The 25411-nt window shown below is 69.1% G+C and carries 23 protein-coding genes; 17 read left to right on the plus strand and 6 right to left on the minus strand.

What is annotated here, in order from left to right:
- Positions 1-348: 348 nt before the first annotated feature.
- On the plus strand, positions 349-1776 hold the full coding sequence (locus tag ACZ50J_RS00870) for an amidase (protein ID WP_464299399.1): 1428 nt from the start codon (positions 349-351) through the stop codon (positions 1774-1776).
- A gap of 140 nt (positions 1777-1916) precedes the next feature.
- On the opposite strand, the gene ACZ50J_RS00875 is transcribed toward ACZ50J_RS00870, so the two are convergent.
- On the minus strand, positions 1917-3509 hold the full coding sequence (locus tag ACZ50J_RS00875) for an amidohydrolase (protein ID WP_464299400.1): 1593 nt from the start codon (positions 3507-3509) through the stop codon (positions 1917-1919).
- A 99-nt stretch (positions 3510-3608) separates the two neighbouring features.
- Here ACZ50J_RS00875 and ACZ50J_RS00880 point away from each other — a divergent pair, with 99 nt between their 5' ends.
- The 5 genes from ACZ50J_RS00880 (at position 3609) to ACZ50J_RS00900 (ending at position 11070) form a co-directional block, all read left to right on the plus strand.
- Positions 3609-5900 carry a sunset domain-containing protein gene (locus ACZ50J_RS00880; protein ID WP_464299401.1) on the plus strand — a complete coding sequence of 764 codons (2292 nt, stop codon included), beginning with the start codon at positions 3609-3611 and terminating at the stop codon, positions 5898-5900.
- A gap of 87 nt (positions 5901-5987) precedes the next feature.
- Positions 5988-6791 (plus strand): CPBP family intramembrane glutamic endopeptidase, encoded by an 804-nt coding sequence (locus ACZ50J_RS00885; RefSeq protein WP_464299402.1) that lies wholly within the window; start codon positions 5988-5990, stop codon positions 6789-6791.
- A complete protein-coding gene (locus ACZ50J_RS00890) occupies positions 6788-7453 on the plus strand; it encodes an ABC transporter ATP-binding protein (protein ID WP_464299403.1) in 666 nt (221 codons plus the stop codon). The genes ACZ50J_RS00885 and ACZ50J_RS00890 overlap by 4 nt, the downstream gene beginning before the upstream one ends.
- Positions 7453-8784, plus strand: coding sequence for a hypothetical protein (locus ACZ50J_RS00895; protein ID WP_464299404.1), 1332 nt, complete (start codon positions 7453-7455; stop codon positions 8782-8784). Before ACZ50J_RS00890 ends, ACZ50J_RS00895 begins: the two co-directional genes overlap by 1 nt.
- Positions 8785-8916: 132 nt before the next feature.
- Positions 8917-11070: an MMPL family transporter gene (locus ACZ50J_RS00900; RefSeq protein ID WP_464299405.1), complete on the plus strand. Its 2154-nt coding sequence runs from the start codon at positions 8917-8919 to the stop codon at positions 11068-11070.
- Here the strand turns inward: ACZ50J_RS00900 and ACZ50J_RS00905 are convergent.
- Both ACZ50J_RS00905 and ACZ50J_RS00910 read right to left on the minus strand, forming a co-directional pair.
- On the minus strand, positions 11059-11649 hold the full coding sequence (locus ACZ50J_RS00905; RefSeq protein ID WP_464299406.1) for a nitroreductase family protein: 591 nt from the start codon (positions 11647-11649) through the stop codon (positions 11059-11061). The two genes, ACZ50J_RS00900 and ACZ50J_RS00905, sit on opposite strands and share 12 nt — an antisense overlap.
- 4 nt (positions 11650-11653) lie before the next feature.
- Positions 11654-12931, minus strand: a complete 1278-nt coding sequence (locus ACZ50J_RS00910; RefSeq protein ID WP_464299407.1) for an anhydro-N-acetylmuramic acid kinase — start codon at positions 12929-12931, stop codon at positions 11654-11656.
- A gap of 311 nt (positions 12932-13242) precedes the next feature.
- On the opposite strand from ACZ50J_RS00910, the gene ACZ50J_RS00915 reads away from it, so the two are divergent.
- The 7 genes from ACZ50J_RS00915 to ACZ50J_RS00945 all read left to right on the plus strand — a co-directional run bounded on the left by ACZ50J_RS00915 (position 13243) and on the right by ACZ50J_RS00945 (position 19565).
- A complete protein-coding gene (locus tag ACZ50J_RS00915; RefSeq protein ID WP_464301387.1) occupies positions 13243-14172 on the plus strand; it encodes a MurR/RpiR family transcriptional regulator in 930 nt (309 codons plus the stop codon).
- Positions 14169-15059, plus strand: a complete 891-nt coding sequence (gene murQ, locus ACZ50J_RS00920) for an N-acetylmuramic acid 6-phosphate etherase (RefSeq protein WP_464299408.1) — start codon at positions 14169-14171, stop codon at positions 15057-15059. Before ACZ50J_RS00915 ends, murQ begins: the two co-directional genes overlap by 4 nt.
- Before the next feature lie 80 nt (positions 15060-15139).
- Positions 15140-16633 carry a long-chain-fatty-acid--CoA ligase gene (locus tag ACZ50J_RS00925; protein ID WP_464299409.1) on the plus strand — a complete coding sequence of 498 codons (1494 nt, stop codon included), beginning with the start codon at positions 15140-15142 and terminating at the stop codon, positions 16631-16633.
- Between the two features lie 46 nt (positions 16634-16679).
- Positions 16680-17120: a MarR family winged helix-turn-helix transcriptional regulator gene (locus ACZ50J_RS00930; protein WP_464299410.1), complete on the plus strand. Its 441-nt coding sequence runs from the start codon at positions 16680-16682 to the stop codon at positions 17118-17120.
- A gap of 27 nt (positions 17121-17147) precedes the next feature.
- On the plus strand, positions 17148-18221 hold the full coding sequence (locus ACZ50J_RS00935) for an App1 family protein (protein ID WP_464299411.1): 1074 nt from the start codon (positions 17148-17150) through the stop codon (positions 18219-18221).
- Positions 18214-19068, plus strand: a complete 855-nt coding sequence (locus tag ACZ50J_RS00940) for an Fpg/Nei family DNA glycosylase (RefSeq protein WP_464299412.1) — start codon at positions 18214-18216, stop codon at positions 19066-19068. Before ACZ50J_RS00935 ends, ACZ50J_RS00940 begins: the two co-directional genes overlap by 8 nt.
- Positions 19069-19235: 167 nt before the next feature.
- Positions 19236-19565 carry a rhodanese-like domain-containing protein gene (locus ACZ50J_RS00945; protein ID WP_464299413.1) on the plus strand — a complete coding sequence of 110 codons (330 nt, stop codon included), beginning with the start codon at positions 19236-19238 and terminating at the stop codon, positions 19563-19565.
- A 12-nt stretch (positions 19566-19577) separates the two neighbouring features.
- Here ACZ50J_RS00945 and ACZ50J_RS00950 read toward each other — a convergent pair whose 3' ends face one another.
- On the minus strand, positions 19578-20213 hold the full coding sequence (locus ACZ50J_RS00950; RefSeq protein ID WP_464299414.1) for a TetR/AcrR family transcriptional regulator C-terminal domain-containing protein: 636 nt from the start codon (positions 20211-20213) through the stop codon (positions 19578-19580).
- Between the two features lie 212 nt (positions 20214-20425).
- Here ACZ50J_RS00950 and ACZ50J_RS00955 point away from each other — a divergent pair, with 212 nt between their 5' ends.
- A complete protein-coding gene (locus ACZ50J_RS00955) occupies positions 20426-21373 on the plus strand; it encodes a zinc-binding dehydrogenase (protein WP_464299415.1) in 948 nt (315 codons plus the stop codon).
- Between the two features lie 117 nt (positions 21374-21490).
- Entirely contained in the window at positions 21491-22339 is an 849-nt protein-coding gene (gene pdxY, locus ACZ50J_RS00960) for a pyridoxal kinase PdxY (RefSeq protein ID WP_464299416.1), read from the plus strand.
- A 5-nt stretch (positions 22340-22344) separates the two neighbouring features.
- On the opposite strand, the gene ACZ50J_RS00965 is transcribed toward pdxY, so the two are convergent.
- Positions 22345-23625 (minus strand): MFS transporter, encoded by a 1281-nt coding sequence (locus tag ACZ50J_RS00965; RefSeq protein WP_464299417.1) that lies wholly within the window; start codon positions 23623-23625, stop codon positions 22345-22347.
- Between the two features lie 81 nt (positions 23626-23706).
- On the opposite strand from ACZ50J_RS00965, the gene ACZ50J_RS00970 reads away from it, so the two are divergent.
- Positions 23707-24603 carry a winged helix-turn-helix transcriptional regulator gene (locus ACZ50J_RS00970; protein ID WP_464299418.1) on the plus strand — a complete coding sequence of 299 codons (897 nt, stop codon included), beginning with the start codon at positions 23707-23709 and terminating at the stop codon, positions 24601-24603.
- The gene (locus tag ACZ50J_RS00975; RefSeq protein WP_464299419.1) at positions 24600-24986 is read left to right on the plus strand and encodes a RidA family protein; all 387 of its coding nucleotides are present in this window, start codon (positions 24600-24602) and stop codon (positions 24984-24986) included. Before ACZ50J_RS00970 ends, ACZ50J_RS00975 begins: the two co-directional genes overlap by 4 nt.
- On the opposite strand, the gene ACZ50J_RS00980 is transcribed toward ACZ50J_RS00975, so the two are convergent.
- Positions 24987-25403: a rhodanese-like domain-containing protein gene (locus ACZ50J_RS00980; protein WP_464299420.1), complete on the minus strand. Its 417-nt coding sequence runs from the start codon at positions 25401-25403 to the stop codon at positions 24987-24989.
- Positions 25404-25411 lie beyond the last annotated feature (8 nt).

The raw sequence follows: 25411 nt of genomic DNA on the forward strand, positions 1-25411 counted from the left end.
GGACACCACCAGCCGGGTGGCCGGGGTGCGCCCCGGTCACCCGTCGGGTCGCGACCTCCCCTGTCGCCGACCCACGACACGGTTGCGGATCCGGCGAGTCACAGCCAAGCCGGATCCGCAGCCGCGCCACAATGCGTGGGTCGAGTAGGCCGAGCCCCTCATTGAGGTGGCCGAGGAGTCCGTGAGGCACGAGCGGACGTCTCGAGGTCCCGCGCCCCACGCTGGTCGAGTAGGGCGAGGGGCGAGGCCGTATCGAGACCACGCCCGTCTCGAGGCCACGGCACCACTCTGCGAGACGTGCGCAGCAAAGACCTACCAGTTAGTTGACTCGGTAGTAACTTGGTGTCGGTGACCACACAGGACACGAACACCAGAGTCCACGCATTCACCGACGACGCGTTGGGTGACCTCGACGCGACCGGCGTCGCCGAGCGGATCCGCCATCGCGAGATCAGCGCCGCCGAGGCGGTCGATGCGGCCATCGAACGCAGCCAGCGGGTCGAGGAGTCGCTGCACGCGCTCCGGCACCCGGACTTCGACCGTGCCCGCCAACGCGCACAGGACCCTGGGGACGCCGAATTCGCAGGCGTACCAGCCGCTTTCAAGGACAACATCAAGGTCGGCGGTATGCCGATGACCGAGGGCTCGGCCGCCATACCAGCCAAGCCGCTGCCGAAGGACGGGCGGATCGCCGCGCAGTTCCGCGCGACCGGGATCATCCCGATCGGCACGACGACCATGCCCGAGTTCGGCTGGACGGCCACCACCGAGACGTTGACCGGGCAGACGCACAACCCGTGGCACCTCGACTACTCCAGCGGCGGCAGCTCCGGCGGGTCGGCGGCCTGGGTCGCCTCCGGCGTCGTACCGATCGCACACGGCAACGACGGCGGCGGCTCGATCCGGATCCCGGCCGCTGTCTGCGGGCTCGTCGGGTTGAAACCCACCCGTGGCCGGCTGCGGCTGACCGACGGCGGCGAGGCGATGCCGGTCCGGGTCGTCACCGACTCGGTCCTGGCCCGATCGGTGCGCGACGTCGCGAACTTCTATCTGGCGGCCCAGCGGGTCCACCGCAACCGGCTGCTGGCACCGATCGAGGGTGTCGACCGGCCGATCGACCGACCGCTGCGGATCGGTCTGCTGCTGGACTCACCGGTCGCGCCACCGACCGACGGGCCGACCCGGGAATCGGTCGAGGCGCTCGGCCGGCTGTTGGAGACGCTCGGCCACCATGTCGAGCCGTACTCGATGCCGATCCCGTCCTTCTTCAAGAGCGACTTCGTCGACTACTGGCGGTTCCTGGCGATGGCGGTCGAACGGTCCGGCCCGAAGATGTTCGGTGCCGGCTTCGACCGCGACAAGCTCGAGCCGCTGACCCTCGGTCTGGCCGCGCAGGGCAGGTCCCGGCTCTGGAAGGCGCCGGTCTTCATCAGCCGGTTGCTGGCGTCGTCGGCCGCGTCGCGCCTTGCGTTCGCCAAGGGTCCGGATGTGGTCCTCAGCCCGGTGCTGGCCCACACGACACCGAAGCTCGGCTACTTCGCACCGGACCTGTCCGCCGAGGAGCACTTCGGCCGGCTGGTCGACTACACCGGGTTCACGCCGCTGCACAACGCGACCGGCGGCCCCGCCCTCTCGGTGCCGTCCGGCCGGACCGACGAAGGCCTGCCGATCGGCGCCATGCTCTCCTCGAACCACGGCACCGAGTCCCTGCTGCTGCGGCTGGCCCTGCAGATCGAGCAGGCGCAGCCGTGGCAGCGGATCCAGGACGCGAGCTGACCCGGTCCTGCGCCTGGACGGCCGGACGGCCGGCCCGGCGTACCTCGCTACTGTCGTCAGGTACTCGCCGAAAAGTGGCTCCGACGGCGAGTAACCGACGACAGTAGGCGCTTCGTCGTCCGGGGATGGCGGAAGCTGAATCAGTCGCGCTGCCAGCGGAGCTCGCCACCGACATACGTCTGCAGCACCTGGGTGTCGCGGATGCGCAACGGCTCGTCGGCCAGGATCGCCGGGTCGGTGATGTCGGTGTCGACCGCGATGAAGTCGGCGAGCATGCCGGGCGCCAGGGTGCCCTTGTGGTCGGCGGATCCGGTGAGCTTCGCCGGGCCGGTCGTGTAGCCCGCGATCGCCTCGGCAACCGTCACCCGCTCGGCGGGCTGGAAGCCGCCCTCGGGCGTGTTGTCGGCGCGCTGCCGCGTCACCGCCGCGTGTATGCCGTGGAACGGATTCGCCTCCTCCACCGGAGCGTCGGACCCGAACGCCAGATCCGCGCCGGAGTCGAGGACGCTGCGCCAGCCGTACGCGACCAGGTCGTGGTAGGGCAGCAACGTCCGCACCAGGTCGATGTCGCTGGTGCAGTGGGTCGGCTGCATGGAGGCGGTGACGTCCCATTGCCGCAGCCGTGCCACGTCGCCGGGTTGCAGGTACTGCGTGTGCTCGATGCTCAACGGCAGGGTGGTGCCGGTGTCGCGGCGAATCTGCTCGTAGACGTCCAGCACGATGTGGTTCGCCTGATCGCCGATCGCGTGCGTCGCCACGGCGATGCCGGCGGTGACGGCCGCGTGCGCGGCGTCATACAGGTGCTGCTGGGTCATCACCGCCATACCGAGGTTGGTGGTGTCGTCGGCGAAACCGCGGCTCATGTGACAGGTCCGCGAACCGAGCGCGCCGTCGCTGAACAGCTTGACCGGCCCGGTCCGCACCCACTCGTCGCCGTCGCCCGTATGACGGCCTTCGGCGATCGCCGTCTGCAGCGCTTCGATCGGGATGCCCTTGACGACGCGGATCGCCAGCTTGCCGGCCTGGTGCAGCGCCAGGTATGCCGCCCTGGCGTCCTCGCCGTTGAGGTCGGTCACCGTGGTCAGACCGACCGACAACAACAGGGTCTGCGCTGCGAGCAGCAGTTCGCCGAGGTCGCCCGCAGCCGGCCCGGCGGCGACCTCGTCGATCGGCTCCTGCGCGGACTCGCGCAGGATGCCGGTGGGGTTGCCGTGCGCGTCGCGCACCGCCATACCGCCGGGCGGGTCCGGCCACCGGGCGTCGATGCCGGCGAGCCGTAGGGCCTCGGAGTTCGCCCACATGGTGTGGCCGTCGATGCTGGACAGGGCGATCGGGTGGTCACCGCTGACGCTGTCCAGATCCGCCGCGGTCGGTTGCTTCGGGTCGGCCCACTTGTTGCTGTCCCAACGGCCACCGAAGATCCAGCTGCCCGAGGGCAGGATCGCCGCGTGCTCACGGACCAGCTCGAGGGCCTCCTGCAGGGAGCGCGCCCCTCTCAGGTCGACCGCGACGAGCGAGCGCGCGACGCCCGCGGTGTGGATGTGCGCGTCGTGCATGCCGGGCAGCACGAGCTCCCCGGGCAGATCGACGACGTCGGCGGCGGGCTGTTGGGCGAGGAGCTGCTCGGGGTCGCCGATCGCTGAGATTCGGCCGTTTTCGACGAGAATTCCGGTGACGACCGGTTGATCGGCATTCCCGGTGACGACGCGCGGGTGGCGGAAGACTGTTGACACGGCGGCCAGCTTAGGGAGGGATAGGAGAGGAATGGTGATCGGTGTCCCTGTCCGGGTGCCGACATCCGTCGACGTTCTCCATGAAGGGAGTCGGTCAAAATGGTGTGGATTTGGATCGTTGTTGCGATCATCATCATCGCGCTGATCATCTGGTTCTTGATGCGTGGGAGGAGCTCGCAGGGCGCCTCCGCCGACCGGCAGACACAGGTCGGCCGGCACGCGTCCCCTGACACTCGCACGGACTCCGGCACTGCCGGAACCTCCGGCACCGGGTCCGCCGGTGCCGGAGCCACGACCGACCGATCGTCCGGATCGGGTGCGGCGGCCGCCGGGTCCGCCGGCGCGGCAGGTGCCGGTGCAGCGAGTGCTGCCGGCACGGAGTACGGCCGCGCGGACGATGCGACGACGGGCTCGGCGACCGAGACCTCAACCGGATCCACGAATGCTGGTGCCGACCACGGCGCGGGCGACGCGTCGAGCGCACAGACCGCACAGACCGCAGCGGCGGGCGACGCGGCCGACCCCGACGCCGACGTGCACGACGCTCCCACCACCGCCGTTCCACTCGCCGGCGGGCCGAGGCACGGTGCGAGCACCGACTCCGGCCTGCCCGCCGACGGATCCGACGAATTCACCGACGTGCACGATGCCGTCGACGCCGCCCACTCGCCGACCGGTGAGTCCGCGACCGCGACCGGCAGTGGCAGCGGCGTCGACACCGACACAACCGCCTCGGGCCTGAGCTCCGGGACCGCCGCCGACACCGCCGACGAGCGCGGCCCCGGCAGCGACGATCGGGTTGCCGCGGAGAACGACGACCCGACGGCGCGTGCCGCGGACGCGCCGGGCCAGACCCCGGCAGCCGCAACGCGCCACAGCGACAACGAGATTCAAGGCACGGCGGTCCAGCACCCGACGGCCGGGACCATCACGCCGGAGGACACCGAGGGCACTGACGGTGGTGCCGGCGCGACCGGCACGGACACCGAGCACGCCTGGAGCGACAGCCACGACCCCGAGCGGGCGACGGGCAATCTCGACGGCTCGGCCGGTTCCACTGCTGCCGGATCGGCGACTGGTTCGACGACCGGTTCGACGACTGACTCGGCGAGCACGCCGACTCCGACGTCCGACGGCGACGGTGCGGGCGACGGCTCGACCGGCGGCCACGCCGCCGGATACGCCGCTGCCGCGGGCGGTGCCGCCGTCGTCGGTGGTGGCGCAGCAGCTGCCGCCGCATCGCGCGACGGTGACAACGCGACCAAGGCATCCGGCACTGACGCGACGTCCGGCACTGACGCGACGTCCACCGGGGACGACAAGCTGCCCCTTGGCGATCACGACACGGCAGATTCGGCCGACACGGCCGCGGCTCCCGTGGTCGGTTCGTCGTCGGCCGCGACGCACGACGGCAGTGAGACGTCGGCCGCCGAGACGGACACCGCTGCGACATCGGGCACGGGTGCAGCGGGCAAGGACCCGATGGCCGAGCGCTTCGGTGACGGTGCCGCCTCGGCGAATCCGGACGGCTCCGCGCCGGCCGGATTCCCGATCAAGGGCAACGCCGACTCGATGCTCTTCCACACCGAGGACAGCCCGCGGTATGCCGCGACGAAGCCCGAGGTCTGGTTCCGCGACGAGGCTGCAGCAACGGCAGCCGGCTTCGCCCACTGGGACCGGGAGAAGCGTGGCAAGGCGCCGTCCGGTTCGCAGGAGACGACCGGCAGCTCCGGCACGGCTTCCGCTGCCGGCGCGGGCGGTGCAGCAGCAGCGGGTGCAGCAGGTGCGTCCGGCGCCGCGGTCGGTGGCTCGGCGGGCGATACCGCTGCCGCCGGCTCGGCCGAGGCGGCCGGTTCGGCGTCGACCGGATCCGCCACGGGCGGGTCGGCATCGACAGCCGGTTCCTCGGCGGCATCCGACTCGGCAGCATCGGACTCGGCGGCCGGCGGCACGTCATACACCGTCGGCACCAGCCACACGGGTCCGGCGGTGACCGGCCTGACCGGCACGTCGTCGACCGGGCACACCGCCGACGCGACCTCCGCCGAGGGCACCTCGGACGCCGGCGCCGCGGCAATCGACTCGGCGAGCGACTCCTCCGGCGGTGCCGACTCCGGCAGTGCAGCGTCGGGCGCGGGTGACGGTGCAGCGGCCGCGAAGGACACCGCATCGGATCCGATGCAGCAGCAGTTCGGCGCCGGAGCCGCATCGCCCCGCGAGGACGGCAGCGCACCGACGGAGCAGCACAAGATCAAGGGCAACGCCGACTCGATGCTCTTCCACACCGAGGACAGCCCGCACTACGAGCGGACCGTCGCGGAGGTCTGGTTCACCGATGAGGAAGCCGCCAAGGCGGCCGGCTTCAAGCACTGGGACCACCGCAAGCGGTAGTCCTCCGAACAGTTACGACCACCCGACCCTGGGCAGACGCACCTGCGTCCGCCCAGGGTCGGGTGGTTATATGGCCGGGTGACGGCCGTGACGCGTGAACTCCGCACGCTGTGGCGCGGCCCGCTCGCCGTGCCGGAGACGAAGCTCTCTCCGCGCACCCTGGTCACCGAGACCGGCCTGGTGCTGCTGCTCAGCCTGGGCGCGTCGGCGATCTATTCGATCCTGTCGATCATCCGGGACCTGCAGTCGCACGTCGCGCTCAACCAGCAGACGTCCTCCCTGAACAACTCGCAGGCCACGGTCTCCTGGCTCGACCTGACCTATCAACTGGTCGGCGTCGCACTCGGCATCGTGCCGGCGCTGCTCGCCATACACCTGCTCGGACGCGAGATCCGTCATTCGACCAGCTACCTCGGCATCGACCGGACGCGCCCCGGCCGCGACCTCCTGTGGGGCGCGGGGTTGGCCGCGCTGATCGGCATACCCGGCCTCGTCCTGTATGTCGTGGCGCGTGACCTCGGCTTCAACACCACCGTGGTCGCCGCCGATCTCGGCAGTCACTGGTGGGTCACCCCCGTCCTGTTGCTCTCGGCGGCACAGAACGCGATCGTGGAAGAGGTGGTCATGGTCGGCTACCTGTTCACCCGATGGAGCCAGGCCGGCTGGCCGCTGCCGCTCGTGATCGTCTGTTCGGCCGTCATCCGCGGCAGCTACCACCTCTACCAAGGCTTCGGCGGTTTCGCCGGCAACATCGTGATGGGGCTGATCCTCGGCACCGTCTATCTACGCACCAGGAGAGTCCTACCGTTGATCATCACCCACACGATCCTGGACTCGGTGGCCTTCGTCGGCTACGCGCTCCTGCACAACCACGTGGGGTGGCTGTCATGAGCGAACGCACCATGACCGCACCGAAATTCGAGCGGATCAAGGTTGACAAGGTGAGCTGCGTGCAGGGTGAGGTCATCATGCTGCCGCCGACCTCGATGACGGTGAAGGCCGGCGAGAACATCGCCATCCTCGGCCAGAACGGCGTCGGCAAGACGACCTTCCTGCGGGTGCTGACCGGCAACCTGGCACCGACCAGCGGCACCGTGACGTTGGACGGCCAGCCGATCGACGAACGCGATCGCGCCACGCGTGGGGTCATCGCCCCGCTCATCGGCCCGGTCGCGGGCTATCGCGACCTGACCGTCGCCGACCACCTGATCCTGATCGACCAGACCTGGGGCGGTGACCGCGACGGCGCCGGCGAGCGCATTGCAGCCGTCCTCAATCGGCTCGACATACTCCGCTTCGGCAACCGCTTCCTGGCCGAACTCTCTTCCGGGCAAAGGCAACTCGTCGAACTCGCGATGGTGTTGCTGCGCCCGTCGGCGCTGCTGGTGCTCGACGAGCCGGAGCAGCGTCTCGACGAGGGGCGCCGGGCGCTGCTCGGAGAGGTGCTGCGCGAGCGCGTCGCCGCGGGCAGCTCGGTGGTGTGGGTCTGCCACGACAAGGAACTGGCCACCTCCACCGCGACCCGGACCGTCCACTTCCCGCAGGGCGCCTGATGGCGCGCGGAGGGACCCCGGAGGAACGTGAACGCCTTTCGGACGCCTACGAATTGCGCTACCGCGGCGATGGCGGCCCGTTGTCCTCCGCACTGTTCGGTTCCTACCTGGCGGGTCTGGTCGGCACCGTCTACGGGTCGGTGCTCGCACACTATGTCTTCGAGGAATGGCCGCAGATCGCGGACTGGATGGAGCGGCAGCCGTTCGCTTCGGCCGGCATCGCCGTGGTCGCCGTGCTGCTCGTGGCCGCAGTGGCCTTCAAGCTGGGCGGTGCTCGCGGTCCGGTGCTGCCGGAACCGGGCCACATCGAGTTCGTCGTCGCCACCGACCTGCCCCGGCGGGTGACGTTGCGCGACGCGTGGTGGGGCAGCCAGCTGATGGTCGTCACCTCCTGCCTGTGCCTGGGCGCGGCGATCCCGATCGGTTTCGTGATGGCCGGCGGCGCACCGGTGGCGCTCGCGGTCGGCCTCGTGCTCGGCCTGCTCGGCGGCATCCTCATCGTCCAGTCCTGGTTGCGCGGGCAGGTGCGTGGCGACGCACCGTTGACGGGTATGGCGAGCTGGCCCCTCGTCGAGGCGTTGCCCGGGCACAAGCTGCTGACGCAGTCGTTGCTGTCCGAGGCGGTCACGTCCTCGCTGATGGTGTCCGACACGCGGCGTGCCCGTGCCCAGGCGTTCTCGCTGAAACTGCGGCACAAGCCGGAGCGGATCCGTGTCGCCGGGCCGCATCTGACCGTGGTACTCGCAGACGTCAGTGGCCTGCTGCGCACCGGCTGGTCCTCGCTCGGCTGGGTCGTCTTCGAAGTCGTGGCAGTGGCCCTGGCCGGACTGCACGCCGTGCAGCACGCGAACTCGCCGCTGCTGTTGCCGATCCTGGTCGTGCTCACGCACATCGGTGCGGCCGGACTGACCCGCGGGCTGCAGGGTCAGGCAGCCGCGGCGGGTGACCAGTCGCTCCTCGGTCTCAGCTGGCTGCACGAGTCCGTGCTGCACCTGGCGCCGGTGGTCGTGGTGCAGGTCGTGGTCGCGACGATCGTGGGATTCGTGACCGGGTCCGGCGGGTCGGCTGCGGCATACGCCGTGGCGATCGCGGCACTCGTCGTCGGTGGGCAACTGCTCTACGCGCACAAGGGTCCGGCCCCGCTGGGGCTGATGGCCGGTCCCGGACGTGGCGCGGGCGTGCTGTGGTCGATGCACCCGGGGATCGTCGTGTTGGCCGGCGGATTTGCCGCAACCCTCGGCCCCGACATCGCGCTGATGGCGGGCGCGGTCGTCGCAGCGATCGGATATGCCCGCAGCTCAGCAGCTTTCGCGCCCGCGCGGATCAGCTGAATCCTTCCTGCAAATAAGGCCCGTCCCGCGCGAAACGGGTCGACTCTGTACGGAGCCTGATTTCGTCGTTCCAGGGTGCCGTGCGGTGACCGATCGCTGTCGGTGGCGACACGGGACATGCGGAGGAACGCCATGCACGAACTCCTGGGTCGGCTCGGCCGGTTCTGCGCCTCGCGCGGCTGGGCCGTCATCATCGCGTGGCTCGTCGTCGTCATCGCACTCGCCGGTCTGCGAGCCGGTTTCGGCGGTGACTTCTACAACAACTACACCGTCCCGGGCAGCCAGTCCTCGCACGGCCTGACCGTGCTGCAGAAGGAGTTCCCGTCGCAGGGCGGGTATGCCGGGCAGATCGTCTTCCACGCGAAGAAGGGCACCATCGACGACCAGTCGAGCGCCGTGAATTCCGCGATGAAGAACGTTGCGGCGCTGCCGGACGTGGTGGCCACCACCAACCCGCTGACGGTCGACCCGCCGCGGGTGTCGAAGGACGGCACCATCGCCTACGGGACCGTGAACTTCACGGTGGTCCCCGCCTCACTGGGCACCGACTACCTGACCAAACTGGACACGGCGGTCAAGCCGGCCCGGTCGGCCGGACTGCAGGTGGAGTATGGCGCCGGCGCCGGCCAGATCGGCCAGCAGACCGACGACAAGTCGTCGGAGATCATCGGCCTGAGCTGCGCCCTGCTGCTGTTGCTGTTCATGTTCCTGTCGATCTGGGCGGCGGTCATCCCGTTGCTGTCGGCGCTGTTCAGCGTCCTGACCGGCCTGTCGCTGGTCGGCCTGCTCGCCGCCGCCTCGAGTTTCCCGACGACCGCGCCGACCGTGGCGACCCTGCTCGGTCTCGGTGTGGCGATCGACTACGGCCTGTTCCTGGTTGCCCGGCATCGTGAGCACGTCGACCAGGGCATGGACGTGATCGATTCCGCCGCGGACGCGACCTCCACCTCGGGCGGCGCGGTGGTGGTCGCCGGCGGCACCGTCGTCGTGGCCATCCTCGGTCTCTATGTCTCCGGGGTGCCGTTCGTGGGTGCGATGGGTGCGGCATCGGCCGTCGTGGTGGCGGTCGCCATACTCGCTGCGCTCACCCTGACGCCGGCGTTCATGGGTGTCGCGGGAACTCACGTGCGGGCCTTCGGTCGCTATCGCCGCTCGCACCCGAACGACGAAACCGCCCACGAACACAGCGCATTCGCGCGCTGGGGGACCATGGTCAGCAACCGGCCGTGGCCCTGGGCGATCGGGTCGTTCCTGCTGTTGTGCGTCCTGATCATCCCGGTCTTCTCGCTGCGGTTGGGCCAACTGGATGCGGGCACCAATCCGACGGACCAGACGAGCCGCCGGGCCTATGACCTCGTGTCCGAAGGATTCGGCCCTGGTGCGAACGGCCCTCTCAGCGTTGTGGTTTCGCTGCCGAAGGGAGCTTCGTCGGACAGCAACCAGACACTGCTGACGAACCTGCAGTCCACCCTCACCAAGACGCACGGGGTCGCCTCGGTCAGCAAGCCGGACGTCAACAGCGCCGGCACCACCGCGACCCTGACCGTCATACCGACGACGGCACCGCAGGACGCGGCGACCACCGACCTCGTGAACGACCTGCGGGACAACGTGCTGCCGCCGGTCAAGGCGACGACCTACCTGGCCGGGACGACCGCGGGGTATGTCGACTTCACCGAACGCACCGCGCAACGCATGCCGTGGCTGATCCTCGCGGTGGTGGCGCTCTCGTTCGTGCTGCTGACGGTGGCTTTCCGGTCGGTGGTCATCGCGACGAAGGCAGGCGTGCTGAACCTGGTGTCGGTCGGCGCGGCATACGGCGTGATGGTGGCGGTATTCCAGTGGCAGTGGGGCTCGGAGCTGATCGGGATCCACGAGAGCCTGCCGATCCCGGCGTTCGTGCCGATGCTGATGTTCGCGATCGTGTTCGGCCTGTCGATGGACTACGAGGTCTTCCTCATCTCCCGGGTGCACGAGGCCTGGATGACGACCGGCGACTCACACCGCAGCGTCGCGATCGGCATCGGCGGCACTGCGCGAGTCATCACCACGGCCGCGGCGATCATGGTGGTCGTCTTCACCAGCTTCGTGCTCGATGACGACCCCACCGTCAAGATGCTCGCGGTCGGTATGGCGGTCGCGGTGCTCATCGACGCGAGCGTGATCCGGATGATCTTCGTGCCGGCGGTGATGTCGGTGCTCGACGAGCACGCCTGGTGGATGCCGCGCTGGTTGGACCGCATCACCCCGCACATCGACATCGAGGGCGGCGGGTCATCCTCGTGACGGCCGGTCCGGATCCTGTCGGGCATCGAGGCTCGTCAGCGGCCGCCGCTCGCGCGGCAGGGTGCGACCGTCCGGCAACTGCGCGGCGTATGGCGCAGGCTGCTCCGGCGGCACGCCGATCGCGGCCATGCTGGCGACCTGCCAGCCCGGGGCGACGGTGAGCAGCGCCTCGATCGCGTCCCGGTCGAAGCTGCGGAACTGCCGCACGGACAACCCCATCGACTCGGCCTGGATGGTCAGGTGCGCGACGGCCTGCCCGAGGTCATACATCGCGAATTCAGAGTATTCGTAGTCGGTTTCGCCGACCGTGCGGTGGCACAGGTTGACCAGCAACAGGCTCGCACGAACGCCCCAGCGACGTGCGCCGCCGAGCAGGCAGGGGGTGAGCCGCTGATGCATCGCATCAGCACGGCGCGCCGCGACGAACGCCCATGGCTGCGAGTTGCCCGCGGACGGCGCCCAGCGGGCGGCCTCCAACAGGGTGGCGACATCCGCCGCATCGAGTTCGTGGTCGGCGCGGAAATCCTGCGGGCTCCACCGCTGTCGGAGCAGCGGATGCAGGGGATTCGGCTCGGTCACCGGATCAGTTCACCACGCGCAGGCTCCGCGGTGTCACGCCCGGTTCCGGGAGGCGTAACGGCTTGTCGCCTGGGCTGATTCGGCCGAGCACCCGCGGTGTCCCCGCCCCGGTCAACGAGCGCCCGTCGGCGTCCGTGAGCACCCCCGGTATGCCGTGCCAGGTCAGGTAACCGATCAACGCCATCAGGTAACCCTCCTTGTCGTCGACCGGCAGCCCGAGCTCGTCACTGGTCGTGAGCCGTGCCGGCCCGAGATGTTCGGCCAACCGGTCCATCAGGACCGGGTTGCGCACGCCACCGCCGGAGGCGAACACCTTCACCACCTCGTACGGCGCGAGCGCATTCGCGACGGTCACGGCCGTCAGCTCGGTCAGCGTCGCGACCAGATCCGCGAGCTCGCCGGTCGAGTAGCGGTGAGGTACGAGCCGCGTATCGAGACCCGGGGTATCGAGACCATGGGTATCGAGACCAAGGCCCGCGAGATAGTCCGTCGTGAAGAGCTCCCGCCCGGTCGATTTCGGTGCCGGCAGTGCGTAGTACGGCTCGGCCAGCAGGCGCTCCAGCAGCACCTGATCCACCTGACCGGCGGCCGCGAGACGCCCGTCGGCGTCATACGCCTGAGAGCCGGAGGTGGCTGCGGACACAGCGGCGTCGATGAGGCAGTTGGCCGGGCCCGTGTCGAAGGCCGCGACGCCGTGCGGCGATGCCACGGTCACGTTGGCGATGCCGCCCAGGTTGAGCAGCGCGGCGCTCGACCCCGGTCTCGATACAGCTCCCCCGCTTCGCTCCTCCACTACTCGACCAGCTTCCTGCAAGAGCAAGAGATCCATCGTCCCGGCCAGCGGCGCGCCCTGGCCTCCGGCGGCGATGTCGCGGCTACGGACGTCGCTGACCACCGGCAACCCGGTGCGTTCGACGATCGCGGCCGGCTGCCCGAGCTGCAGCCCGCCGTGCGCGACGCCGTCCTCGACCCAATGGAAGACGGTCTGCCCGTGACTGACCACCAGATCTGCACGACCACCGGCGAACTCGTCGACGGCCGACTGCACGGCGTCGGCGATCTCGCGGCCGGCGAGGATGTCGAGGCGGCATACGTCCGCGGCCGTCGTCGACGCGGGCGGCAACAGTGCGAGCAGCCCGGCGCGGGTCGACCCGGACCAGGCGTGGGTGCGCGCACCCAGCGGCCGCAGTGTCAGCTCCCCGTTGTCGGCGCCGGCCAGCTCGGCGACCGCGACATCGATGCCGTCGACCGATGTTCCGGAGATGCAGCCGACGACGATCACAGGGACTCCTTGCAATATGGGCCGGGTTCTCAGCGGGCTGTCGGACAATGCGCGAGTTGTGGCGTTGTATGCCGGGACGCGCCGACGAACGTGCACTATGAGTCAGGCAGGGCACCACGCTCGTTGTGCTTGTTCGGAACCAACGTCTTGGTCAGGATATGTCAATCTTTTCCAAGTGGAGTGACGCTCCTGGCACTTGATTTTCATTCGATGGTTACAGTGACGAGGCAGAAGATCAGGTGGCTCGGACGAGCGGCCGAGCGCAACGAACACCTTGCGACGCCCCGCGCCGAAGGTCGGAAAGGGACGTGATGGCAGAGGTAACGGGTGACCCGTCGGGAGACCCCACGCGTGACGTGCTCGTCCGCATGCGGTCCGCATTGCCGCAACTGCAGCCGGCAGAGCACCGGGTCGCCGAGGTCGTGTTGCGCGACCCGGCGGGCGCCGCGCACCTGTCGATCACCGAGTTGGCCGAACGCGCGGAGACCTCCGTCGCGACCGTCGCCCGCTTCAGTCACAGTGTCGGTTTCGGTGGCTATCCCCAGTTGCGTCTCGCGCTGGCCGGCGCCGCTGCCCGGGAGTCGGCGCTCGGCGGCCCGACCCGCCAGCCGCCCTCCGACCTGAACGAGGCCGAGACCACCGAGGACATCGTGGCGGCGATCGTCCACCACGAGGTCCGCGCGCTGCAGGAGACCGCTGAACACCTCGATCTGTCGGCCCTCGACGCGGCGGTCGCCGCCGTCGCAGCGGCACCGCGGGTGGAGATCTTCGGCATCGGCGCCAGTGGCCTGGTCGGCACCGACCTGCAGTACAAACTCGTGCGCGCCGGCCGGGTCGCGCTCTGCTGGGCGGAGTTCCATGCCGCGATGACGGCAGCGGTGCTGCTCGGACCGGCGGACGTCGCCATCGGCATCTCGCACTCCGGCAGCACCCAGGACGTCGTCGAGACGCTGGCCGCCGCGAAGAAGGCGGGCGCGACGACGATCGCCATCACCAACTTCTCCGGCTCCCCGATCGTCGAGCACGCCGACATCGTGCTGACCACGGCCGCCCGCGAGACCGCCTTCCGTTCCGGCGCGCTCGCCAGCCGGACCGCGCAGCTGGCCGTCGTCGATTTCCTCTTCGTCGGCGTGGCACGCAGCTCGCTGGAGGCGACCACCGAGGCGTTGCGCCGTACACACGAGGCGGTCCGGGACTCGCGGCCGATGAAGCGCGCGGCCAAGAGGAACAAGACCAAATGAACCTCGGTGAACTCACGACCGAGGCGCGCAACCCGCGTAGTGCCGACCTGGATTCGATGGACACCCGGCAACTGCTGGAGCTGATGAACGACGAGGACCAGACCGTGGCGCTCGCCGTGCGGGAGGTGCTCCCGGACATCACCCAGGCCGTCGACCTGATCGCCGAGTCGCTGCGCGCCGGCGGCCGGTTGATCTACCTCGGTGCCGGCACCAGTGGCCGCCTGGGTCTGCTCGACGCGGTCGAGTGCCCGCCGACGTTCGACACCGACGCCGACCAGGTGACCGCACTGCTCGCCGGCGGTCAGGGCGCCTTCGTGCAGGCCGTCGAGGGCGCCGAGGACGACTTGGATGCCGCTGCCGCCGACATCGACGACCTGCAGGTCGGACACGACGACACGGTCGTCGGCATCGCGGCGAGCGGCCGGACGCCCTACGTCATCGCCGGGCTGCGCCGGGCGCAGGAGCGCGGCGCGCGGACCGTCGCCGTCGCCTGCAACAAGAGCTCGCTGATCGGGCGCGAGGCCAAGGTCGCGATCGAGGTCGCCACCGGACCCGAGGTGCTGACCGGTTCCACCCGGTTGAAGGCCGGCACCGCTCAGAAGATGGTCTGCAACATGCTGTCCACCGGCGCCATGGTGCGGATCGGCAAGACCTACGGCAACCTCATGGTCGACATGCGACCGACCAACGACAAGCTGGTCGACCGCGCGCGGCGGATGGTCGCCGCGGCGACCGAGTCCGATCAGCAGACCGCCGCCGATGCGCTCACCGAGGCCGGTGGGCGCACCAAGGTCGCGATTGTCATGCTGCTCGCCGAGGTCGACGCGACGCAGGCGGAGCGATTGCTCGAGAAGGGCAGCGGCAGCGTGTCGGCTGCGACCCGCTGACCGAGTCCTCACGCGTTCATCCGCACCGACGTTTGAACAATGTGTGATCCGGAACACGTCGTCGTTCTACAGTTGTCGCCATGACGAACCTCGCCGCAAACCTGGCCCGTACGGCGGAGCAGCACCCGGACGTCGTGGCGGTCAAGCTCGATGACTTCACGCTGACCTACGCCCAACTCCGTGACGCCGCAGCGAAGTTCGCCGGAAAGCTGGTCGCGCGCGGCATACGACCCGGAGACCGGGTGGCGCTGTCGCAGCCGAACCTGCCGACGTTCCCGGTCATCTTCTACGGCACGTTGTGGGCCGGCGCGACCGTCGTGCCGATGAACCCGCTCTTCAAGCCGCGCGAGATCGCCTACTACCTCAGCGACTCCGGCGCCTCGGTCATGTTCGGTATGCCGGGCGATGGTCCGGAGGGTGCGCAGGAGGCGGGCACCGACTTCGAGATCGTCGATCCGACCGATCAGGCGGGGCTGCTCGGTGACGCCGACCCGATCCCCGAACCGGTCGAGCGAGCCGACGACGACACCGCGGTCATCCTTTACACCTCCGGTACCACCGGCCGGCCCAAGGGCGCCGAGCTCACGCACCACAACCTGGACGACAACTGCCGGATGGTCACCGATCAGCTGGTGCACCTGAGCCCGGGTGACGTGATCATGGGTTGCCTGCCGCTCTTCCACGTCTTCGGGCTGACCTGCGGGCTCAATGCGGCGGTGGCCGCCGGGGCGACGATCACGCTGATCCCACGCTTCGAGCCCGGCAAGGTCCTGGAGATCATGCAGCGCGACACGGCGACGGTCTTCCAGGGCGTGCCGACCATGTACAACGCGATGCTCGTCGCCGCCGGCGACCCGGCCGACAACGACATCGACGTCTCGTCGTTGCGGACCTGCTGCTCGGGTGGCGCGGCGCTGCCCGGCGAGGTGATGCGCAAGTTCGAGGAGCGGTTCGGCGCCAAGATCCTCGAGGGGTACGGCCTGTCCGAGACGTCGCCGGTCGCGTCCTTCAACCTGCCGGACCGACCGCGCAAGGTCGGCTCGATCGGGTTGCCGTTGCAGGGCGTCGAGATGCGACTGTCGCAGCCCGACGGCACTGACACGCCGGCCGGTGAGATCGGCGAGATCGCGATCAAGGGCGACCTGATCATGAAGGGCTACTGGGGCCGTCCGGACGCGACGGCCGAGGCCGTGCGGGACGGGTGGTTCTACTCCGGCGACCTGGCCCGGCAGGACGAGGACGGTTACTACTTCATCGTCGACCGGTCCAAGGACATGATCATCCGCGGCGGTTACAACGTCTATCCGCGCGAGGTCGAGGAGGTTCTCTACGAGCACCCCGACGTCGTCGAGGCGGCGGTCATCGGCGTGCCGCACGAGCACTACGGCGAGGACGTCGCGGCATACGTGGTCCGCAAAGAGGGATCGGATCTGGACGCCGAGACGTTGACCGATTACGTGAAGGAGCGCGTGGCGGCATACAAATATCCGCGGACGATCACCTTCGTCGACGCGCTCCCCAAGGGCGCGACCGGCAAGATACTCAAGCGCGAGCTGCGGCAGCCGGCCCGATGACGCAGGAAGGTTGACGACACATAGTTTTTCTATGTAACATTCGCCCATGAAACCCGAAACCGTCGATCTCGAAGGCGCTCGCCTACTGGGCGCCGTCGCCCGGCTGAACCGCTGGGCGACAAGACACGCCGAGCTGCGCATCCCGCCGGCGCAGGCCCGGTTGCTGTCGCTGATCGAGGAGCTGGGCCCGGCGCGGATCGGCGAGCTCGCGCACGCCGACCACTGCAGCCAGCCGACGATGACCACGCAGGTGCAACGACTGGAGGGCGCCGGTTGGGCGACCCGCTCGACCGACTCGACCGACGCGCGCGTCGCGCTGATCGACCTCACCGACGACGGTCGCGCACAGCTCGAGCAACTCCGCGCATCCCGCGCCGCGGCACTGGCACCCGAGGTCGCCCGGCTGAGTGAGCAGGAGCGACAGGCGCTGCGCAGCGCGACGGAGATCATCCTGCGGATAGTTCACCCCGGTGATGGTGACCAGTAGTCCGACGCGGGCCGTAACCTGACCCCTATGCCCAAAGCCCACCCCGCAGCGCGTGCCGAGGACGCGGTCAATGCCGTCGTGGCCAGACGGCTGCGCAAGCGTGGATGGAAGCTGCAGGTGCTGCCCTACATCGGGTATGGCGGGACCGGTTTCGCTCGGGTGCTGGCGCGGGTCGTGCTCGGCCGGGACGGCCAGCCGACCACTGCGCCCAGTGCGGAGGAGGCGCCGATCCGGCGCGGTTTCAAGGTCTTCTTCACCGCACCGCTCGCCGAGGTCGGCGTGGTGGTGCAGTTCGGCGCGGCGCGCACGACGGCCACCACCGACCGGGGCGGCTACCTCGACGTCGAGCTGCGCGACCACGGGCTGGAGCCGGGCTGGCACACCGCGACGATCAGCGTCGAGGACCTGCAGGTCGAGGCCCGGGTCCAGGTGATCTCGCCGGACGTCCGGTTCGGGATCATCAGCGACGTCGACGACACCTGTCTGGTCACCGCCCTGCCGCGTCCGATGATCGCGGCCTGGAACAGCTTCGTGCTGGAGGAGACCGCTCGCAAGGTCGTGCCCGGTATGCCGGCGATGTACCGCTCCTTGCTGGCGAACCGCTCCGGGGCACCGATCTTCTACCTGTCCACGGGCGCCTGGAACACCCAACCGATCCTGACCCGCTTCCTGCGCCGCCACGGGTTCCCGTCCGGGCCGGCCCTGCTGACCGACTGGGGGCCGACCAACGACAGCATCTTCCGCAGCGGCCAGGCGCACAAGCGGGCGTCCCTGCGGCGGCTGGCCGCCGAGTTCCCGCACATCCAGTGGCTGCTCGTCGGCGACGACGGTCAGCACGACCCGGTGATCTACGAGGACTTCGCGGTCGAGCATCCGGACAACGTCGCGGCGATCGCGATCCGGCAACTCACCGCGACCCAGCAGTTGCTGTCGCACGGTCACCCGTTGGTCCGCGACGAGTTGCGAGGCCGCCCGATCCGGATGATGGTCTGCGAGGGGCCGGACGGTTTCACGCTGCACCGGTTGGTGCGCAAGGCACTCGGTGACGGGTCGGCCGGTGACGGGTCGGCCGCTGACAAGAGGAGCGGTGCCGATGCCTGAGCTTCCCGAGGTCCAGGGTCTCGTCGACTTCCTGGCATCACGCATCGTCGGACTGCCGGTTGCCCGCGTCGACCTCGGGTCCTTCTCGGTGCTGAAAACCTATGACCCGCCGGTGGATTCGCTCGGCGGTCTCACCGTCACCGACGTGACCCGGCACGGCAAGTGGATCGACATCGACGTCGACGGGATCCACCTGGTCTTCCACCTGTCGCGCGCCGGCTGGCTGCGCTGGTCCGACGCGTTGCCGCAGACCGTGGTGCGCCCGGGCAAGTCGCCGATCGCGTTGCGGATGCGGTTCGCGGATGATTCGGGATTCGACCTGACCGAGGCCGGAACGCAGAAGCGACTGGCCGTGCACATCGTGCGCGACCCAGCGCAGGTGCCGGGCATCGCGTCGCTCGGTCCGGACCCGCTGGAGATATCCCGTGCCGATTTCACCGCGCTGTTGACGGGGTCACGGTCACAGATCAAGGGGGTGCTGCGCGACCAGTCGGTCATCGCCGGGGTCGGCAACGCCTACTCGGACGAGGTGCTGCACGCCGCGAAGCTCTCGCCATACGCTGCCGCCGGGAAGCTGGACCCCGACGCGGTCGATCGGCTGTATGACGCGCTGCGCGACATCCTCACCGAGGCGATCGCGGCGGCGTCGGGCAAGCCGGCGAAGGACCTGAAGGACGCCAAGCGAGCCGGGATGCGGGTGCACGGCCGCACCGGCGAGAAGTGTCCGGTGTGTGGCGACGTGGTGCGCGAGGTGTCGTTCGCCGACAGGTCGATGCAGTACTGCGCGACCTGCCAGACCGGTGGCAAGCCCCTCGCCGATCGGCGGATGTCGCGTCTGCTCAAGTAGTCCGGCGTACCGAAGTCTCCCCCGGGTCGGGTTCGGTACGGCGCCCGGGCCGTCTCGCGTACCGAAGTCTCCCCAGGGTCGAGTGCGGTACGGCGCCCTGGGCCGTCTCGCGTACCGAAGTCTCCCCTGTGTCGACGCGCGTCGGCCGGTATGGGGAAGATGGACCCATGACTGACACCACCACGCCCGAGAAGCTGGCCGACGATGCCGTCGTGATCGACGTGCGTGAGCAGAACGAATGGGACGCCGGGCACGCGCCAGGCGCCATACACATCCCGCTCGGTGAGTTGCCGGGTCGGCTCGGTGAGTTGCCCGAGGCCGACGAGCGCGACCCGCTGCCGATCATCTGCCGGTCGGGCAACCGATCCGGGCGTGCGGTGGCCTGGCTCGCGTCGCAGGGTTTCGACGCGGCGAACGTCGAGGGCGGCATGAAGCAGTGGGCCTTCAGCGGCAAGCCCGTGGTGACCGACTCGGGCGCCGACGCGCAGGTGATCTGAGAGTCGCACCCATCACTCGATCGAGGGCCGGGTCGTCGCCAGACCCTCGAGGAGTATGCCGAGCTGGCGCTCGAAACGCTGGTCGGCATTCTCGAAGATGACTCGCCCCGCCGCGCGGCTGAGCGGGGCGTCGGTCAGTGCGGAGTCGCGGTCGGCCAGCGAGTAGCGCTGCTCGCCTGACTGCGCACGCTCCTGCTCCTCGATCACGAATCCGACCACGAAGTTGCTGATCAACTGCGCCGCGGTCACCATCTGTTCCAGCGTCAGCCCGGAGTCGACGCCTGCCTGCAGCCACGGCTCCTGAGCGGCGAGCAGCGCCGGATCGGTCAGCCGCGTCCCGCTGAAGGTCCGCGCGCCGTCCCGGTGCCGACCGTATTCCGCACGCAACACTCGCGCGTATTCGCCCAGTCCCCGCGGCCAATTCGCAGTGCTACCAGCAAAATCCAGCCGGCCGACGATCCGGCGCTGGATCTCCGTGCCCATCTCGTCGAGCAGTTCCTGCTTGCCCTTGACGTGCCAGTAGAGCGCCGGCGGTTTGACGTCGAGAACGTCGGCGACGGCGCGCACGGTCAGCCCGTCGATCCCGCGCTCGTCCAACACCTGTAGCGCGGCCTCGACCAGCCGCGCGCGGCTTACTCCCTTGCTCATGCCGATTCCCTCGTCCCTCGGGTGTCGGCATTCGTTCTGAGCCTGTTTGGTCGCTCGCTGCGCTCGCTCATGCCGATTCCCTCGTCCCTCGGGTGTCGGCATTCGTTCTGAGCCTGTTTGGTCGCTCGCTGCGCTCGCTCATGACTTGACACCTTAACGGTGTTAGGGAGACAGTTGCAGTCCACTGAACTTAACAACGTTAAGGAAGCATCATGAAAGCGGCAGTTGTCACTGAAGCGGGGGCGCCGCCCGTCTGCGCGGACTTCCCGGAGCCCGACGCTTTCGAGGGCGCCACCGACTACGACCTGGTCGGCGCAGGTATCCACCAGGTGGTGCGGTCGCTGGCCTCCGGGCGGCATTACGGCAGCGGCGGCCGCTACCCCCAGGTCATCGGCGTGGACGCCGTTGCCCGTAGAGCGGACGGAGCGCTGGTCTACACCGGAGATGCCCGCGCACCCTGGGGCACGATGGCCGAGCGCATCGCGACCCCGATGGGGTTCGAGTTGCCGTCCGGTGCCGATCCACTAGCGGTGGCCGCCGGCACCAACCCCGGCATGTCCGGCTACCTGCCCCTACGGGCGCGACGCGATGAGCTCGGCGGGCTCGGCACCGTCCTCGTCCTCGGCGCCACCGGCATGTCCGGCCGTATGGCGATCCAGTCCGCGCTGCATCTCGGAGCGGGGCGTGTCGTCGGCGTCGGCCGTGACCCGGACCGACTCGAACAGGTCGCGTCCTACGGGGCGACGGCGGTGTCACTCGGCGACGATCCGGCCGCGGCGATCCGGGCCGGACTGGACGGGCATGCGCCCGACCTGGTGCTGGACTACGTGTGGGGCGGTGTCGCTGAGGCGGCCTTCGCAGCACTGGGACGGACCGGTATGGCCGAGGACGACGCCGACATCACCTACACCCAGATCGGCGCGCTCGGCGGGCCGGATGCCGCGGTACCCTCGACGTTGTTGCGCAGCAGGCGAATTCGGGTGGTTGGCAGTGGTGCCGGCTCGGCGACCCGCGAGGCGTTGATGACCGGGCTGCCCGAGGTCATCGGTCTGATCGGGTCGGGTGTGCTCGACGTGCCGTACCGCAGCTTCCCGCTCAGCCGGATCGACAGCGCGTGGGCGCACACCGGTGGCGACCGAGCCGTCGTGGTGCCCGGCTGAACCGTCGACTCGACTCCTCGCAGCCGACTTCGAGCCGGCGCTCGCGAGCTCGCCGCTGGCCCGAGCCCGTCTGGTTGTCGCCTTCGTGTGCGGAGGCTGGCGCCATACACTTCCGCGGTGAACATCCTGTCGATCCAGTCCTCGGTCGCCTACGGTCACGCGGGCAACAGCTCGGCGGTCTTTCCGTTGCAGCGCCTCGGTTTCGAGGTGTGGCCGGTCTACACGGTGCACTTCTCCAACCACACCGGGTATGGCGAGTGGCGTGGTCCGGTCTTCGAGCCGGAGACCGTGGCCGACGTGATCACCGGCATCGAGGAACGCGGTGTCCTCGGCGAGTGTGACGCGGTCCTGTCGGGCTACCAGGGCGGCGAGCAGGTCGGTGCCGTGATCCTCGACGCGGTGTCGCGGGTGAAGGCCGCGAACCCGAAGGCGATCTACTGCGCCGACCCGGTGATGGGAGATGTCGAGCGCGGCTTCTTCGTCCGGCCCGGCATACCGGAATTCATGCGGGACACAGTGATTCCCGCCGCTGACATCGTCACGCCGAACCAGTTCGAGCTCGAGTTCCTGACCGGCTCCGAGGTGCGCACGGTCGACGGACTGTTGTCAGCGGTTGACGCGCTGCGCGACCGGGGCCCGCGAACCGTGCTCGTCACATCGGTGCAAACCGACGAAACCCCAGCGGACTCAGTGCAACTCGCGGTCGTCACCGATGACGGCGCCTGGCTGGTGACGACGCCGCTGCTGCCGATGTACGTCTCCGGCGCCGGTGATGCCACCGCGGCGATCTTCCTCGCGCGCTGGCTGGCCGAGGAACCCGCGAAAGCTCTTGCCGACACTGCGGATTCGGTCTTCTCGATCATGGAGCGCACCCACCAGGCGGGCACCCGGGAGATCCAGCTGATCGCCTCGCAGGACGCGATCGCGCACCCGCAGGGCCGTTTCGAGGTCGTCCGCCTCCGCTGACCCGGTCACTCGGCAGGGATGGGGTCGTCGAGGTCGCGCAGGTGACGAACCGGACTGCACAGCAGAATGACCGGCGAGACCACTGTGACGACGCCGAGGACGAGCAGCGCGGCGCGCGGGCCGATCCAGCTGCCCAACACTCCCGCGACCAGCGCGCCGATCGGTATGGCGCCCCACGAGACGAAGCGCACCGTCGCCATAACCCGTGACAACAACTCCGGCGGAGTGGCCGTCTGGCGGAAAGTTCGGGTCGCGGTGCTCAGCACGACGACGCCCGATGCGAAGACGGCGTTGCCGACACCGAAAAGGACCCACGCACCGACGTGACTGCCGAGCGGGAGGAGCAGTGCGCCGACGACGGAGACGAATCCGAAGGCGATGCAGGCGCGCGCAGAGCCCAGTCGCCGGACGATGTATGGCGAGGCCGCCGCACCCAGCAGGGCGCCGATGCCCTCGGTGGCGAGCAGAAAGCCGACCAGACCGGCAGGTGCATGTGCGATCTTCACCAGGTAGACGGCGAAGAGCGCCAGCTGCGCGCCACAGACGAAGTTGGTGACGGTTGCGTCCCACATGCACACATTCATCACCGGGTGGTTCCGGACGAAGTTCCACCCCTCGCGCATCTGTTGGCGGAGCGGTGTGCGGTCAGCGCGTTCGACGCGTTCGACCGACTCGGGCAGATGCCGCAGCAGTAGTGCGGACATGACATAACTCGCAGCGTCGACCAGCAGCGTCGGCACCGCGCCGACACTCTGCACCAAGAGACCGCCGATGGACGGTCCGCCGAGCTGAGTCACGGCATCGGTGCCGCTCATCAGACTGTTCCGGGAGTGCAGTTCGCTCTTGGGCACCACTCTCGGCAGGAACGTCGTGTTCGCGACACCGAAGAAGACGTTGGCGAACGACACGACGAGGGCGACCGCCACCAGCTGCGCCATCGTCAGTCCGCCGGCCCACCAGCTCACCGGGATGCTGAGCATCGCGCCGGCCCGCACCAGGTCGAGCGTCACCTGGAGACGTCGCAAGGGCAGGTGCCGCACGATGGCGCCCGCGGGCAGGCCGACCACCAGCCAGGCGATGTATGACGCCGCCGCCAGCACGCCCATCTCGAACGCCCCGGCATGCAGGATGAGCACGCCGATCAGTGGCAACGCGACGCCGGTGACCGCGCTTCCGACTCCGGAGGTCGTCGATGCGGACCAATACGTCCAGAAGGCACGGGGATCCCCGACATCCGGTTCATCGGGCGCGATCGATTTCACTGCTGCGTGGTCATCGGGCGGCATGCAACTCCCATCGAGTACCAAAATGGAACCTACTACGTTTCAGGATGGAATGTACTACGCTCGCGGCTCGTTGGAGGTTGCATGCGGCGAGAAGACCTCGGCGACGCCGACTGTGGCATCGCGCAGACCTTGGGGGTGGTCCAGGACTGGTGGAGCTGGCTCATCGTGCGCGAAATCGCCGCGGGTGCAACGCGTTTCGACGCAATTCAGGACGTACTCGGCATCAGTCGCCGCGCTCTGAGTGAGCGGTTGGCCTCGCTCGTCGACGATGGGCTACTGGAGCGACGGGCCTATTCGAGCAGACCGCCTCGGCACGACTACGTGCTGAGTCGACGCGGCGAAGGGCTGCTGCCGGTCCTGCTCGCCATGCAGGAGTTCGGCGACCGTTGGCTGCTCGGTGACGGTGCCGTCGCCGCGACATCAACGGCCCGGTCGGTGGAGGTCGAGCGCGTGCACCGGTTGCTCGACCACGAGATCCCGAAGCTGCAGCTGGTGGCACACGACGGCGCGACGGTCCCTCTTCGTGGCGACGGATGGCGCGTTCTCTACTTCTTTCCCGGAGCCTTCGTGCCGGACGTGCAGGGTTACCCGCCCGGTTGGGGCGACATACCTGGCGCGGCCGGATGCACGCTCGAGTCGCGGACGTACGCCGCGCGCCATACCGACTTCGCGACGCTGGGAGTTGAGGTCTTCGGCGTGAGCACCCAGCGCCCAGACCAGCAGGCGGCGTTCGCCGACTTTGCGAAGTTGCCGTTCCAGCTGCTCTCGGATCCGGACGGCCGGGTCGCGACGGCGTTGCGACTGCCGATGTTCCGGGTGGCCGGCGGCGACCGCTACAAGAGGCAGTCCCTGTTGGTCGATCCAGCCGGCACGGTCCGCTTCGTCCAGGCTCCGATCACCGATCCTGCCGGCTCTGTGGACGAAATGCTCAGTCAGGCAAAGAAACTCGTCAGCGCACGACCTACGATCGATGGGTGACCGAATACCTGCAGCGACCAGACGGCCTTCCCCCGACCAACGGATACAGCCATGCGGTGTCCTTCGAGGGACCGATGGTCGCAGTCTCAGGACAAGTGCCCATCGACGGTGGTGACTATGTCGGTGACGACGGCGCGGACCAGGTGCGTCAGGTCTTCACGAATCTGGCGACCGCTTTCACCGCTGCCGGATCAGGGCTGGACCGCGTCGTCTCGATGACCGTCTACCTGACGAATCGCGATGATCTGCAGGCGTTCCGAGAGGTTCGCGACACCTTCCTGGATCCGGAGAAGCTACCGACCTGTTCACTGGTGCTGGTCGCCGGCCTGGTGGATCCGCGATTCCGCGTCGAGATCGATGCCATGGCGACCTGCGGAGCCTGATCAGCGAACGACCCGGGCCGGATCGTCCACGACGGGGTGGCCTTCCGCGGCATACTGCCGAAACCCGCCGATGAGGTCGGTCGCGCGCCGAAACCCCAGGCGCTGCAAGTCTCTTGCTGCGATGGAGGACGAGTAGCCCTCGTTGCAGACGATGACGACCACATCGTCGAAGCCGGGCGCGTCGTCCATCACGGCGCCGCTGGTCGGGTCGAGGCGCCATTCGAGGACGAGGCGATCGACGACGACCGACCCCGGGATGTGCCCCTCGGGCAGCCGCGTGTGGTCGTTGCGGATGTCGATGACCCGGCCGCCCTCGCGCCGGATCTGCTCGAGCTCGTCACCCGTCACGCGTTCCAGTCCGGCGCGTACCTCGGTGAGGAAGTCGGCGACGGTGAGCCGGTCGGTCTCATTGCACATTGCTTCAG

Source organism: Flexivirga sp. G2 (assembly GCF_055397625.1).

Excerpts from the sequence above, each read along its gene's own strand:
- ACZ50J_RS00915 (WP_464301387.1), top strand. The coding sequence starts at position 13,243 with ATGGCAGAGGTAACGGGTGACCCGTCGGGAGACCCCACGCGTGACGTG.
- murQ (WP_464299408.1), top strand. The coding sequence starts at position 14,169 with ATGAACCTCGGTGAACTCACGACCGAGGCGCGCAACCCGCGTAGTGCC.
- ACZ50J_RS00925 (WP_464299409.1), top strand. The coding sequence starts at position 15,140 with ATGACGAACCTCGCCGCAAACCTGGCCCGTACGGCGGAGCAGCACCCG.
- ACZ50J_RS00950 (WP_464299414.1), bottom strand. The coding sequence starts at position 20,213 with ATGAGCAAGGGAGTAAGCCGCGCGCGGCTGGTCGAGGCCGCGCTACAG.
- ACZ50J_RS00935 (WP_464299411.1), top strand. The coding sequence starts at position 17,148 with ATGCCCAAAGCCCACCCCGCAGCGCGTGCCGAGGACGCGGTCAATGCC.
- ACZ50J_RS00965 (WP_464299417.1), bottom strand. The coding sequence starts at position 23,625 with ATGCCGCCCGATGACCACGCAGCAGTGAAATCGATCGCGCCCGATGAA.
- ACZ50J_RS00890 (WP_464299403.1), top strand. The coding sequence starts at position 6,788 with ATGAGCGAACGCACCATGACCGCACCGAAATTCGAGCGGATCAAGGTT.
- ACZ50J_RS00880 (WP_464299401.1), top strand. The coding sequence starts at position 3,609 with ATGGTGTGGATTTGGATCGTTGTTGCGATCATCATCATCGCGCTGATC.
- ACZ50J_RS00970 (WP_464299418.1), top strand. The coding sequence starts at position 23,707 with ATGCGGCGAGAAGACCTCGGCGACGCCGACTGTGGCATCGCGCAGACC.
- ACZ50J_RS00955 (WP_464299415.1), top strand. The coding sequence starts at position 20,426 with ATGAAAGCGGCAGTTGTCACTGAAGCGGGGGCGCCGCCCGTCTGCGCG.
- ACZ50J_RS00945 (WP_464299413.1), top strand. The coding sequence starts at position 19,236 with ATGACTGACACCACCACGCCCGAGAAGCTGGCCGACGATGCCGTCGTG.
- ACZ50J_RS00930 (WP_464299410.1), top strand. The coding sequence starts at position 16,680 with ATGAAACCCGAAACCGTCGATCTCGAAGGCGCTCGCCTACTGGGCGCC.
- ACZ50J_RS00940 (WP_464299412.1), top strand. The coding sequence starts at position 18,214 with ATGCCTGAGCTTCCCGAGGTCCAGGGTCTCGTCGACTTCCTGGCATCA.
- ACZ50J_RS00895 (WP_464299404.1), top strand. The coding sequence starts at position 7,453 with ATGGCGCGCGGAGGGACCCCGGAGGAACGTGAACGCCTTTCGGACGCC.
- ACZ50J_RS00980 (WP_464299420.1), bottom strand. The coding sequence starts at position 25,403 with ATGTGCAATGAGACCGACCGGCTCACCGTCGCCGACTTCCTCACCGAG.
- ACZ50J_RS00900 (WP_464299405.1), top strand. The coding sequence starts at position 8,917 with ATGCACGAACTCCTGGGTCGGCTCGGCCGGTTCTGCGCCTCGCGCGGC.